Genomic DNA, 15,047 nt, shown 5'->3' with positions numbered 1-15,047 from the left:
ATATCATCTTAATCTAATATTTTGCTTACACATAAATAATCCCAGATTAGGCATAGTAAATTATGAAAAATAAATCTAAATATTTGTTTAGTGTAAAAAGTTTATTTATATCAATGTTTTTTATGAACAAATTCATTATATTCTTGATATACCAATAAATACTATTCAGAGATTCAAGATATATTTTTCAGAATTATATAAATAATCAGGGAAATTATGTGCAAAATATTCAGAATTTTTATAATTAGCAGTAAATAAAAATAAAATGGAGGGGTGTATATGTTATGTTAAGGTATACTTTGCGTAGGGCTGCTATTGCAATTTTAACAATTTGGGTTATAGTAACAATAACGTTTTTCTTGATGCATTCAATTCCTGGTGATCCATTTACAGATCAAAGAAAAATCGCACCAGAAATATTGGAGTTGATGAAAGCGAAATATGGACTTGATAAACCATTAATACAACAGTATGGTATTTATCTAAAGAATTTATTACATGGAGATTTAGGAAACTCATTAAAGTATAAAACTAGAAGTGTAAATGAGATGTTGTTTGATGGATTTTCTGTTTCATCAAAATTAGGAGGTTGGGCATTGCTCGTAGGAGTAGGCTTGGGTGTAACTTTTGGTATTATTGCAGGACTCAATCGGGCAAAGTTTTTTGACTTTTTCGTTATTTTCTTAGCTATAATTGGTGTTTCGGTACCAAACTTTGTTTTTGCAGCTTTATTCCAGTATTCATTTGGAGTTAAGCTACAATGGTTCCCAGTTGCTAGATGGGGAACAAATATGCACTATGTCTTACCGGTATTAGCGATTGGTTTTAGATCAATAGCGTATGTGGCAAGAATGATGAGAACTAGTATGCTAGATGTACTTGGACAAGATTACATTAAAACAGCAAGAGCTAAAGGTTTATCAAAATTTGTTGTTACTACAAAACATGCTATAAGAAATGCTATATTACCTATAGTAACTATAGTAGGGGTTTTAGCTGCAAATATATTAGTAGGATCGTTTGTTGTTGAAAGAGTATTCTCTGTTCCTGGTATGGGTAAATACCTTGTTATGTCTATACAGCAAAATGATTATACAGTTATATTAGGTACAACTATATTCTATGCAGTTATACTGGTTGTTATGATGTTCTTGATAGACGTATTCTACGGTGTAGTAGATCCACGTATAAAATTGGATTAAAGGGGGGGTTATTAGAATGAATGATAAAATTGAATTGACTAGTGAAATGTTTAAGATAGTTGGTAAAGATGCTGATCAGGCAGAAAAAATAGTTCGTCCGAGTATGACATATTGGCAAGATGCTTGGAGAAGATTGAAGAAAAATAAAATGGCAATGATATCTATGCTTATATTAGTAATAGTATTATTATTTACATTTATTGCACCAATGGTATCAGATGTAGACTATGCATATCAAGATTTTGCACACAAAAATGAAGGTTCTTCTATTGACCACCTTTTTGGTACAGATGTTCTTGGTAGAGATATCTGGGTAAGATGTTGGGAAGGTGCTAGAGTATCTCTGTTTATCGCCTTGATTTCAACAGTGTTAAATGTTACTATCGGGGTATTATATGGAGGTATTTCAGGATATATTGGCGGATACACAGATATTATAATGATGCGTTTTATAGAGATTATATATTCTATACCACAGCTTTTGTGGGTAATATTACTGTTGGTTGTTTTAAAGCCGGGTTTAAAAACAATAATTATAGCTATTTCAATAACAGGTTGGGGAGGAATGGCACGTATAGTTAGAGGTCAGGTACTCCAAATTAAACAGATGGAATTTGTATTAGCTTCAAAGACTTTGGGAGCAAGTTCTACAAAGATAATATTAAGGCATTTAATACCAAATGCTATGGGACCTATAATCATAAATCTAACATTCCAAGTACCAGGTGCTATTTTTACAGAAGCTATGCTAAGTTATTTAGGTCTTGGTATACCAGTACCATTGGCTAGTTGGGGTACATTAGCAAATGAAGGTACTAAAATGTTGTTGATACATCCATATCAATTATTTTTCCCTGCATTATTGATTTGTGTAACAATGCTTTCGTTTAACTTGTTCGGTGATGGTTTAAGAGATGCATTAGATCCAAGATTAAGAAAATAAGGAGGGGGGAATAAAAGATGAGTACAGGTAGAGAATTATTAAAAGTTGAAAATTTAAAGGTATCATTTGATACTTACGCTGGAGAAGTGCAGGCTGTAAGAGGAGTTGACTTTCATGTTGATGTAGCTGAAACTTTAGCTATAGTTGGTGAATCCGGTTGTGGTAAATCAGTTACAGCTCAAACAATAATGCAGTTAATACCTATGCCTCCAGGAAGAATAAAAGAAGGAAAAGCAATTTTTAATGGAAAAGATTTGGTTAAGTTTAGTGATAGACAAATGGAAGCTGTAAGAGGAAGAGATATAAGTATGATCTTCCAAGATCCTATGACATCTTTAAACCCTACTATGAGAGTTGGTAAGCAAATAATGGAGGGTTTAATAAAACACCAAAAAATGAGCAAAGCAGAAGCTGCTAAAAAGGCTGTTGAGATGCTTCATCTTGTTGGTATTCCAAAGCCAGAAAAACGTATTAATCAATATCCACATGAGTATAGTGGTGGTATGAGACAGAGAGCAATGATAGCTATTGCCTTAGCATGTAATCCAAAGCTTTTAATAGCTGATGAACCTACAACAGCACTTGATGTTACTATACAAGCGCAGATTATAGATTTAATGCAGGACTTACAAAAAAGATTAGATACAGCTATTATCATAATTACACATGACTTGGGTGTTGTTGCTGATATAGCAGATAGAATTGCAGTTATGTATGCTGGTATAATAATAGAGACAGGAACAGCTGATGATATATTCTATAATCCTCAGCATCCATATACATGGGGATTACTTCAATCTGTTCCAAGACTAGATAAAATGGAAAAGCATAGACTTGTTCCTATAGACGGTACACCACCAGATCTATTTGCACCTCCAATGGGATGTCCATTTGCTGCCAGATGTGATTATGCAATGCCAATTTGTTCCAAGCAAATGCCTGAAAAGACTGATTTGACAGATATTCATTATGTTCGTTGTTGGTTGAAGCATGATATGGCTCCACATGTTGAAAATCCATTTAGTAAGGGGGCGAAATAATGAGTGCTAACTTAGATAAAAAAGAAGCAAAGACTTTGGTTACAGTTAGAAACCTTAAAAAATATTTTAATGTTGGAAGGGGATTGCAATTAAAAGCTGTTGATAATCTATCTTTTGATATTAAACAAGGAGAAACATTAGGTCTTGTTGGAGAGTCAGGATGTGGAAAATCTACAACAGGAAGAACTATTATCAGATTATACGATGCAACTGATGGCGAAATTATTTTTGATGATATGAATGTTCGTAAGCTTAATAAAGATCAGCTTAAAAATTTTACCAGAAGTGCACAGATGATATTCCAAGACCCATATGCATCATTAAATCCTAGAATGACAGTTACTGATATAATTGGAGAAGGTATTGATATTCACAATTTACATTCAGGAATGGAAAGACAAAAAAGAATTTATGAACTTCTTGAATTAGTTGGATTGAGTAGAGAACATGCTAGTAGGTTCCCACATGAATTTAGTGGCGGACAAAGACAGCGTATAGGCGTAGCTAGAGCTTTAGCAATAGAACCTAAATTTATAGTTTGTGATGAGCCTATATCAGCCCTAGATGTTTCTATACAGGCACAAGTAGTTAACTTACTTGAAGACCTACAAAAAGAACTTGGTTTAACGTATTTATTTATAGCACATGATTTAAGTATGGTTAAGCATATTTCTGATAGGATTGCGGTTATGTATCTTGGATCAATGATGGAATTAGCAAGCAGTGATGCATTATATGATAAGCCTATGCATCCATATACAAAAGCATTGTTGTCTGCTGTACCAATTCCAGATCCAAAAATTTCAAAAGCAAGAAATAGAATAATGTTACAGGGAGATGTTCCGAGCCCTATCAATCCGCCACCAGGATGTAAGTTTCAAGCAAGGTGTAGTTTATGTAGTGACATATGTAAAAAACAAGCACCAGAATTAATAGAGGTAGAAAAAGGACATTTTGTTGCTTGTCATATGGTAAAGTAAATAATTAATATCGAAATACAGGGTTATTACAACCTGTATTTCGATAACATGCAAAAATATTTTAAAATATCTATCGATAATTTACATATGATAGTTATTTTATACGTAAAATGTAATGCTTAAGATGTTAAATATTTAGATAATTGTGAAAGTTGCAATATAGACTTGACATAATTACAAAAAATACCTATAATATTGATATAATATAAAAATTATATACAAAAATAGACATAGTTCAACAATACATATAAAGGGTATTATATTTGCAAGTAAAGTCCATTTTTAGTTTAAATTTAGACTTTAAAAAGAGTATTGAGGGAGTATGACTATTAGTAGAAAAAAATTAAATTAAGGGGGAAATTTTTTATGAAGAAAAGCAAGCTAATGGTTTTAATGCTATGTTTTGTAATGGTATTTTCATTTGCGTTTGCAGGATGTTCAGATGGAGATAAGCCTGAAGAGCCTAAGCAACCAGCAGGTGATTCAAACCAAGAAGGTGATTCAAATCAACCAGCTGATAATGGGGAAGAATTAGCTGAGGAGCAAGTATTAAGAGTTAACTGGGCAGCAGAACCTCCAGGAATGGATACACAAATAACAACAGCTGCACTTTCTATAGAGATAATAAGAGCTACTATGGAAGGTCTTGTAAGACCAGATCAAAATGGTTTTATTAAAAAAGGTTCTGGACTAGCAAAAGATTGGGAAATAAGTGACGATGGATTACATTACAAATTTTACTTAAGAGATGCTAAATGGTCTGATGGAACACCTATTACAACAGAAGATATCAAATTTTCTTGGTTAAGAGCATTAGATCCAGATACAGCAGCTGAATATGCTTCAATGTTATATCATATTGAGGGAGCAGAAGCATATAACAAAGGCGAAGGATCTAAAGAAGATGTAGCAATAAGAACACCAGATGAAAAAACAATAGAAGTTGATTTAGTAAGACCTACAGCTCAATTTTTAGAGCTTACTTCATTTGCAACACTTATACCAGCTCAAAAGGCAGCAGTAGAAAAATTTGGTGAAGAATATGCAGCAGATGCTGATAAGATAGTTTATAGTGGACCATTTGTAATTAGCGAATGGAACCATGATCAAAATCTTAATTTAGAAAAAAATCCTAATTATTGGGATGCTGAAAATGTTAAGCTTGAGCGTATTGAAGGAGATATGATTATTGATGCTAACTCAGCAGTAAACTTATATGATACTGATGGTTTAGATACAATTGTTGTTCCTTCTGAATTTGTTGAGAAATATGGAGATACTGATGAATATGCAATAATTCCAAATGCAACTACTTGGTATTTACAATATAACTTTACAAATAAAATTATGAGTAATTATCATATAAGAGCAGCATTTGCACAAGCGTTAGACTCTGATAGCTTTGTTAAAAATGTATTAAATGGTGTTGGTTTAGTTGCTGAAGGTTTAACACCTCCAGGAATGCCAGGAAAAGATGGTAAAGCATTTGATGAATTAAGAACTAGCAAATCTCTTCCTTATGACCCAGAAGCTGCTAAAAAGCACTTAGAAGAAGGTCTTAAAGAATTAGGAATGACTAAAGAAGAATTACAGGAAGAAGTTACTTTCTTAGCAGGAGATAGCTCAGGATGGGTATTAATGACTCAAGCTTTCCAACAAATGTGGAAAGAAAACTTAGGACTAGAAATATTTGTAGAGAATGTATCTTATGCTATTAGATTAGATAGATATAACAAAAAAGACTATACAATAAGTTTATCTGGTTGGGGCGGAGATTACAATGACCCTATGACATTTATGGATTTATTCATTACAAATGGTGGAAACAACGATGCATACTATAGCAGTGCTGAGTATGATGCATGTATTGATACAGCTGTAAATGGAATGGGAGACGAAAGAATTGATGCTATGCTTAGAGCTGAAGAAATATTAGTTAAGGATCTTCCAGCTCATCCAGTATACCATCCAGTTAGAGATATGGTTACTAGATCATATGTTAAAGGTATTGTAAGACCTTTATGTGGTGCTGATAATGACTATAAATGGGCTTATCTACTAAAACACTAATAAAACAATCTTTCATTTTAAATTAATGAAAATATAGATTTTATTGAAATACAAAAAAGATTCCAATGTGCAGTTGGAATCTTTTTTTTGTGATTTAAAAAAGTGATAAGAATTTTTATAATAAAAATGCTTATAAGAATGAACCTGAAAATGGATTTGTTAATTTACTCTTAGGAAAGTAAGTAGGAGTTTCATTATTATAAAATTAATAAAATAAAAATAATAAATTGTTCTTTGCAATTGTTAAAAAAATGTAATATAATATAATGTATAAGAGATTTTTCAAATAAATCTGTGGATATAGTTAAAAAAATGCAATAATTTGTTGAAATTGCAAGAATGCCATAGAATCCTTCAAATAGAGAACCATCAAAAATATATCTATTATTAAAATGGCTTGTAAACAGCTAAATATCAGTATATTTATATGCCATATGATTTGATAAATATTTTTATTATTGCAAAAAATGAAACATAAGCTTGACATCATTACGAAATATTTCTATAATATTTATATATAAGCGTATAATTAAACATAAATAGATAAAGTAAGAAAATATACTATAATATGACTAAAGTGATATGAACGCAGTAATTACCTACTCTTATGAATAAAGCAAATAATAAGCTAGGAGGTGAATAAATTAATTCAAATTACAAAGTTGTAACATAATTTAATTGCAAAGTTGTAACAAATTTTAAAATAATTATAGGGGGATTTTATTATGACGAAAAGCAAACTTATGGTATTGATGCTAATATTTATTATGTTGTTTACTGTTGCTTTCACTGGATGTACAGGAGATGAACCAACAGATACTCCAAGTTCAAGTGATAATCAAGGCTCTGGCGATACTCCAAGTTCTAGTGATACTCCTAGTTCTACTGATGATGGTAAGGAACTAGCAGAAGAGCAAATATTGAGACTTAACTGGGCAGCAGAACCTCCAGGAATGGATACTCAAACTACAACAGCTGCACTTTCTATAGAAATAATAAGAGCTACTATGGAAGGTCTTGTAAGACCAGATCAAAATGGTTTCATTAAAAAAGGTTCTGGATTAGCAAAAGATTGGGAAATAAGTGACGACGGATTACATTACAAATTTTATTTAAGAGATGCTAAGTGGTCAGATGGAACACCTATTACAACTGAAGATATCAAATTTTCTTGGTTAAGAGCATTGGATCCAGATACAGCAGCTGAATATGCAGGAATGTTATATGCTGTTGAAGGAGCTGAAGCATATAATAAAGGTGAAGGATCTAGAGAAGATGTAGCAATAAGAACACCAGATGAAAAAACAATAGAGGTTGATTTAGTAAGACCTACAGCTCAATTCTTAGAGCTTACTTCATTTGCAACACTTATACCAGCTCAAAAGGCAGCGGTAGAAAAATTAGGCGAAGAATATGCAGCAGATGCTGATAAGATAGTTTATAGTGGACCATTTGTAATTAGTGAATGGAACCATGACCAAAACCTTATATTAGAAAAAAATCCAAATTACTGGGATGCAGAAGTTGTTAAGCTTGAACGTATAGAAGGAGATATGATTCTTGATGCCAACGCAGCAGTAAACTTATATGATACTGATGGATTAGATACAATTGCTGTTCCTTCTGAGTTTGTTGAGAGATATGGAAAAACTGATGAATATATAATAGTACCTAATGCAACTACTTGGTATTTACAATTCAACTTCACAAATAAAATTATGAGTAATTATCATATAAGAGCAGCATTTTCACAAGCATTAGATTCAGAAAGCTTTGTAAAAAGTGTATTAAATGGTGTTGGTTTAGTTGCTGAAGGTTTAACACCTCCAGGAATGCCAGGAAAAGATGGTAAAGCATTTGATGAATTAAGAACTAGCAAATCTCTTCCTTTTAACGTAGAAGCTGCTAAAAAGCATTTAGAAGAAGGTCTTAAAGAATTAGGAATGACTAAAGAAGAGTTAGAGAAAGAAGTAACTTTCTTAGCAGGAGATACCTCTGGTTGGGTAAATATGACTCAAGCTTTCCAACAAATGTGGAAAGAAAACTTAGGACTAGAGATATTTGTTGAAAATGCATCATATGCTATAAGATTAGATAGATATAACAAAAAAGACTATACAATTAGTTTAGCTGGTTGGGGTGGAGATTATAATGACCCTATGACATTTATGGATTTATTCATTACAAATGGCGGAAACAATGATGCTTACTATAGCAGTCAGGAATATGATGATTGTATTAATACAGCTGTAAATGGAATGGGAGATGAAAGAATTGATGCTATGCTTATAGCTGAAGAATTATTAGTTAAAGAACTTCCAGTTCATCCAGTATATCACCCTGTTAGAGACGTTGTTGTTAAGCCATATGTTAAAGATATTGTAAGACCTTTATGTGGTGCTGATAATGACTATAAATGGGCTTATATATTAAAACACTAATAAAACAAAATCTTTGATTTTTAATTATTGAAATGTAGATTTTGCTGAAATATAAAACGGAAATTAATATTTTATTTTCCATTTTAGAATTATAAGAAATGTAGAAAAGATTCCAATGTGAAGTTGGGATCTTTTTTTACGCATATCAAAATTTATGTGTATTTTGTTTTATGTTTTAACATAAATGTTTTCATTTAAGCTATAGTAGGGATTTCTACTCTAAGTTAAGAGGTCATTAATATCAACATGCAATATTCCCAAAATACGCAAAAAAGATTCCAATGTGCAGTTGGAATCTTTTTTGTGTTTAAGAGTATGAAATACTTTAACAAATTTTGTATATATAACTTGTTAAATTAAGGGGCATAGTAAATAATAAAAGATAAACGAATTCATACATGTATTGTGAATTTATATCAATAAATTCTTAATCAATTTAATTATTAACAAAATGTAATAAAAAATTATTGAGACAGAATTATAATAAAACTTGTCTATTTTATTATAAATTATTAACAAAATGAAATAATGTCCAATATTGCAAGAGCGAAACTCAATAATTCAAATATTAAGTTCATAATTATTTCAATAAATAGATACAATATATTTATACCATATAAACGGGCATATATCAATAGTTAATTAAAACGAATATTTTGATAATTTCAAAAAATGAAGTGGCATATCGACACTGTTACAAAATAATTCTATATGCTCTTATACTAGTACAAAATTCGACATATAATAACATAGAAAAAATTGAGATTTTGAGGATAAAACCGCAGTAGTTACCTATATTATTAATAATAATAACAAATAATAGATAGAGGGGGTGAATAGCTCATATATTACAAATATGCAATATAATAAAGTTACAAAGTTGTAACAATTAAAAATAATTATAGGAGGAATATTATTATGACAAAAAACAAATTCATGGTTTTAGTGATAATATTTGTTATGGTATTTACTATTGCCTTATCAGGCTGCAAAGGAGAGATAAATGAGACACCTAATGGCGATATTAGTGAAGAGTTAGCTGATGAACAAATATTAAGAGTTAATTGGGCAGCAGAGCCTCCAGGATTGGATCCACAAACTACAACAGCTGCACTTTCTATAGAGATAATAAGGGCTACTATGGAAGGTCTTGTAAGACCAGATCAGAAGGGTTTTATTAAAAAAGGTTCTGGATTAGCTGAAGATTGGGAAATGAGTGAAGATGGAATTAATTATAAATTCACTTTAAGAGATGCTAAATGGTCTGATGGAACAGATATTACATCAGAAGACATAAAATATTCTTGGTTAAGAGCTTTAGCTCCAGAAACAGCTGCTGAATATGCTGCTATGCTATATCACATAAAGGGGGCAGAAGAGTACAATAAAAATGAAGGTAGTAGAGAAGATGTAGCTATAAAAACACCAGACCCAAAAACTATTGAAGTAGAATTGGTTAGACCTACAGCTCAATTTTTAGAGCTTACTTCATTTGCTACATTAGTACCTGTTCAGAAAGCAGCTGTCGAGAAATTTGGTAATGACTATGCTGCGGACGCAGAAAAGATAGTTTATAGTGGTCCATTTATAATAAAGGAGTGGACTCATGATCAAAAACTTACACTAGAAAAAAATCCTAATTATTGGGATGCTGAAAATGTGAAGATTCAAACTATTGAAGGAGACATGATACTTGATTCTAACACAGCTGTTAACCTATATGACACAGGTGGACTAGATACGATAGTAGTTCCAATGGAATTTGTTGATAAATATGGCGATACTGATGAGTATAAGATTGTACCTGATAGTACTACTTGGTATTTACAATATAATTTAACAAACAATATAATGAAAAATTATAATATAAGAGCAGCATTCGCAAGGGCGTTAGATTCTGAAAGTTTTGTAAATAATGTATTAAACGGTGTAGGTATGGTTGCTAACGGTTTAACTCCGCCTGGTATGCCAGGTAAAGATGATAAAACTTTTGATGCAGTAAGAACAAGTAAATCATTAACTTTTGACAAAGCTGCAGCAGCTAAACATTTAGAAGATGGTCTTAACGAATTAGGTATAACTAAGGAACAACTTCAAAATGAAGTTACATTTTTAGCAGGTGATAGTTCAGCTTGGAAGCTTATGACTGAAGCTTTTCAACAAATGTGGAGAGAAAATTTAGGATTGGACATAGTTGTTGAAAATGTATCTTACGCCATAAGATTAGACAGATATAATAAAAAAGATTATACCCTTAGTTTAGCTGGTTGGGGTGCAGACTATAATGATCCAATGACATTTATGGATTTATTCATAACAAATGGTGGAAACAATGATGCTTACTATAGTAATACTGAGTACGATAAATTGATAGATATTGCTGTAAATGGTACAGGTGATGAAAGGATAGATGCAATGCTTAAAGCAGAAGAATTATTAGTAAAAGATCTTCCGATACATCCTGTTTATCATCCTGTAAAAGATATATTGGAGAAACCATATGTTAAAGATCTTGTTAGATATGCAGTTGGATGTGATAATGAATACAAATGGTGCTACATATTAAAGCATTAGAAATTGAGAGATAAATGACAGGGTAAACTGATTGCTTCCTCAATTAGCATTATTAGCAAGATTTATATTGTATATAAGTATATATATAATCCCAGATTATTCATAGAAAATTATGAGCAGTGAACCCAAATCTTGATTTTGAGAAGTAAACTAAAATCTATGATTTTATGTGAGTCGCTTACTCATGAGTAGAGAACAGAAATCTACGATTTTTTGTGAATCACTTACTCTTGGTAATGAAATGAGGAGTGAGTTTCATATTAGAAAATGAATAGGAGGTACAACTCACGCTTATTCCTATGAAGTAACTGAATAGGAGATTTATTTTCGACATACCTATTCGATATGCCTTCGAATATACTGAAATATTATAATTCAGAAGCTTACAGTATATTATTTAAAGTTATATGAAAAATCAGGGATAATACTAAAAATAATAAAGCTTGGATTTGACATTTTGTCTATTTTCCAAGCTTTTTGAAGTAACTTTACTATAAAAAATAAATTGATAATGGTTAATATTTTGAATTATTAACCATTATCAAAATATTCTACTGAGCGCTTAAATAAATTTATTGGCAACTTATATTATGTAAGAAAAGAAGAAAAATATAATAGTATGTAAAGATAAATAAATGAGGTGAGTATCTTGTTTGAAGAAAAACTGAATGAAAATATTGTATATCATATTGCTCCAATACATGATTTGGATATGATATTGGAAAAAGGAATAGCTTACGATGATAAAATCACATATTATGTTAAATATAAAAAATTTCACGATTTTTTTGATAACTACAAACCTTCTGAAATACCAGAATGGGTTATTAGAAAAAAAGCAGTGTTTGGAAGTTTAGATTTGAGCAAGCATACAAGTTGGCATTCTCATAGTGTTATATTATCTTTGAAAATTAATCCGCATAAATGTTGGATTGCAAATGAAAATTTAGCTAATGAATGTTATGAACCTATTATGCTTATGGATGTTAAAGGTTTTGAAATAAAAAAAGAGTATATTATAAAAAAATGTATTATTAAAGCCAAAATGTATTGGGATACTTCATGTAGTTATGAATATAATTTAAGAGTGAGAAATGATTTGAAAGTTGGTTATGATTGTGAAATAATGATTTTTCATTCAATTAAACCTAAAGATATAATACCATTGGCTATAGTATCAGATCATAGAATAATGAGCATTAAACAATGGAAAAATACAATATATACTTAGAAAAAATGTTATAGGAATAATCAGGGTTAATTTACATTACAAATATTTTAAAAGGATTAAGTTAGCGTTACAAAAGGTCTATATTAGTTGACTGTAAAAATTATAAATGTTATAAATAAGTAGAACAGTTTAACTTGTTGATGTAACAGTGAAAGATGAGAATAATTGAGACAAACATATTATCCCATAATAGTATAATTTAGAACAAATCATGCTTATTTTATAATGAATTAATAAAAAGTTATAGGATAACAACTTATAATTTAAAAAATTGCAGAATGGGTGATAATATGAAAAGACTATTTTTATTTATAACATTAACGATAGTTATATTTTTTGCTTTTTCTATTTTTGTATATGCTGATTATAGTCCACAGTATGTTGAAATGAATATTGATGGAAAAAATATTAATTTAGAAAAAATTAATATACTTATCAATGGAGAACCTTTAATATCTGATGTTTCTCCAGTTCTATATGAATCCAGAACTTTAGTTCCAGTAAAATTTATAATAGATTATTTGAATGCACAAATAGATTGGGATAGTAAAAATCGAGAAGTGCATATATATAGTAATGATAAAAATATTACTATAAAAATCGATAGTAAGGATATTATTGTTGATGGTAAACAAAAATCATTACCTTACGGTGTTCCTGCTAAAATTATGAATGATAGAACTATGGTTCCTTTAAGATTTGCTGCTGAGGAACTAGGTTTTAAGGTTGACTGGGATAGTAAAATGAGAAAAGGAATTATTAGCAGTGCAAAACAAGATATTTTGGATATAGTTGTTAATACAGATAACGTTTTACCTAAAATTGAAATCAAAGCTTCAGGGATTGTGTATCACAGGGAAATGTACTTGGATAATCCTTGTAGATTAGTTATAGACATTCCTAATACTAATTTAGAATTAGACAAGGATAGATTAGATGAAAATGGTGTCTTTAAGTTAGATGTAAACACATATCCTGTTAAAATGATTAGAGCTTCTCAGTTTTCAAAAAATCCTTACATAACAAGATTAGTGTTAGATATGGATAGAAATGCTGGTTATACAATAATTCAAGGAGAAAATGAAAAATCTCTTGAAATAGTTTTTACAAACCTTATTAAAAACATTTCTAATGACAAAATAAACGATAGGGAAGCAATAATAATTGAAACTACTAATATTCCTAAGTACAATGTACTTAAGTTAAATAATCCTGATAGAATGATACTTGATATAATGGATTCATTTATAGGACAAGCTAAAGACAAATATAACTATAAAACAAATAATGTTAAAGGAGTTAGAGTATCACAATTTAAGCCTGATGATTTATACAATGTTAATGATAATATTGTTAGGGTTGTGTTTGATTTGATGAGTACAGAAGAATCGAATTTAATAGTTGAGCAAAATAAAGACAAAATATTCTTTTATGCGGATAATAAATTAATAAATGGTCTTAATTATGAAAAAGGAAAAGAAGGCGGAAAATTATCAATTGATAGTTCTTCTAATTCTAAAGCTAGCGTTGTATATGATGAAACTAATAATATGCTAAAGATAACGATGTCTAAATACAACAGTAATATAAAGAATAGTGCGCTAATATTAAGTGATGCTTTTATAGACAATATAATAATAGATACAATAGATAATAATAGAGTTTTATATATTAAATTCAAACAAAATATGATTTATAGTGTTATTTCAAATTCAAAACAAATTGATGTTAATTTTGAAAAAAAAGATTCAACAAAAAATAATAAATATACGGTAGTTATAGATGCTGGTCATGGTGGAAAAGATCCAGGTGCTATATCGCCAATAAATGGTGCTATAGAAAAGGACTTGAATTTAAAAACAGCTTTAGAGCTTGAAAAGAAACTTAAAGAGTTAGGATTTAATGTTGTAATGACTAGGAAAACAGACACTTTAGTTAATTTATACGAGAGAGCTTACATTGCAAATAGAAATGATGGAGATGTTTTTATAAGCATACATTATAATTATAATGACAATAAATCAATAAAAGGAATTCAGACACTCTATTGTCCATCATATAAAAGTGATGTGAAGCAAAACAATCAATATCCTTTTGCGGAGTATATGCATAACCATTTGTTAAGTGGATTAAATGTAGAAGATAAGAAGATTGTTAGAAGACCGGGGTTAGTAGTTACAAGAGAAACGAAAATGGATGCAGTTTTATTAGAATTAGGATTTTTGAGTAACTATGAAGAAGCAAAAAAGATTTGTACAGATGCTTATCGTAAAAAAGTTGCAGAAGTAGTAGGTAAAGCATTAGTAGATTATTTCAAATAACATAAAATTAAAACCCTGTCAGTGTGATGGGGTTTTAATTTTACCTTACTTAAATTTTCAATAAATAATATAAAATTATATTTAAAAAATGTACATAGTATTGAGAGTTAATTAATATAATTTATATATAATCCCAGATTATTCATAGAAAATTAAATATTCTGCTGCATCCTTCTGATTAGAAGATGTCCATTAAATTCTAAACATACCAACTCGGTATGCCTTCGAATTCACTGAAATCTTCT

The 15,047-nt window shown here is 30.1% G+C and carries 9 protein-coding genes; all 9 read left to right on the top strand.

All coding sequences use genetic code 11. The features are described 5' to 3' along the window. The first annotated feature begins 284 nt into the window (after window positions 1-284). Window positions 285-1,202 carry an ABC transporter permease gene (locus tag AYC61_RS17235; protein WP_066505660.1) on the top strand — a complete coding sequence of 306 codons (918 nt, stop codon included), beginning with the start codon at window positions 285-287 and terminating at the stop codon, window positions 1,200-1,202. A 16-nt stretch (window positions 1,203-1,218) separates the two neighbouring features. Beyond that, on the top strand, window positions 1,219-2,145 hold the full coding sequence (locus AYC61_RS17230; protein ID WP_066505657.1) for an ABC transporter permease: 927 nt from the start codon (window positions 1,219-1,221) through the stop codon (window positions 2,143-2,145). Between the two features lie 17 nt (window positions 2,146-2,162). Further along, window positions 2,163-3,185, top strand: coding sequence for an ABC transporter ATP-binding protein (locus tag AYC61_RS17225; protein WP_066505655.1), 1,023 nt, complete (start codon window positions 2,163-2,165; stop codon window positions 3,183-3,185). Continuing rightward, complete coding sequence (locus AYC61_RS17220; RefSeq protein ID WP_066505653.1) at window positions 3,185-4,165, top strand: ABC transporter ATP-binding protein; 981 nt, start codon at window positions 3,185-3,187, stop codon at window positions 4,163-4,165. Before AYC61_RS17225 ends, AYC61_RS17220 begins: the two co-directional genes overlap by 1 nt. A gap of 366 nt (window positions 4,166-4,531) precedes the next feature. Beyond that, complete coding sequence (locus AYC61_RS17215) at window positions 4,532-6,235, top strand: peptide ABC transporter substrate-binding protein (RefSeq protein ID WP_066505651.1); 1,704 nt, start codon at window positions 4,532-4,534, stop codon at window positions 6,233-6,235. Between the two features lie 725 nt (window positions 6,236-6,960). Continuing rightward, on the top strand, window positions 6,961-8,676 hold the full coding sequence (locus AYC61_RS17210) for a peptide ABC transporter substrate-binding protein (protein ID WP_066505648.1): 1,716 nt from the start codon (window positions 6,961-6,963) through the stop codon (window positions 8,674-8,676). A gap of 918 nt (window positions 8,677-9,594) precedes the next feature. Continuing rightward, window positions 9,595-11,250 carry a peptide ABC transporter substrate-binding protein gene (locus AYC61_RS17205; protein ID WP_066505638.1) on the top strand — a complete coding sequence of 552 codons (1,656 nt, stop codon included), beginning with the start codon at window positions 9,595-9,597 and terminating at the stop codon, window positions 11,248-11,250. Between the two features lie 649 nt (window positions 11,251-11,899). Further along, window positions 11,900-12,481: a hypothetical protein gene (locus tag AYC61_RS17200; protein ID WP_242866829.1), complete on the top strand. Its 582-nt coding sequence runs from the start codon at window positions 11,900-11,902 to the stop codon at window positions 12,479-12,481. A gap of 290 nt (window positions 12,482-12,771) precedes the next feature. Continuing rightward, entirely contained in the window at window positions 12,772-14,802 is a 2,031-nt protein-coding gene (locus tag AYC61_RS17195) for an N-acetylmuramoyl-L-alanine amidase family protein (RefSeq protein WP_066505630.1), read from the top strand. The last annotated feature ends 245 nt before the right edge of the window (window positions 14,803-15,047 follow it).

The sequence above is a fragment of the Abyssisolibacter fermentans genome (genome assembly GCF_001559865.1).
GTDB classification, from domain to species: Bacteria; Bacillota; Clostridia; order Tissierellales; family MCWD3; genus Abyssisolibacter; species Abyssisolibacter fermentans.
Note: the sequence above shows the minus strand (reverse complement) of the source record. Positions and strands in the feature narration are given on the sequence as shown.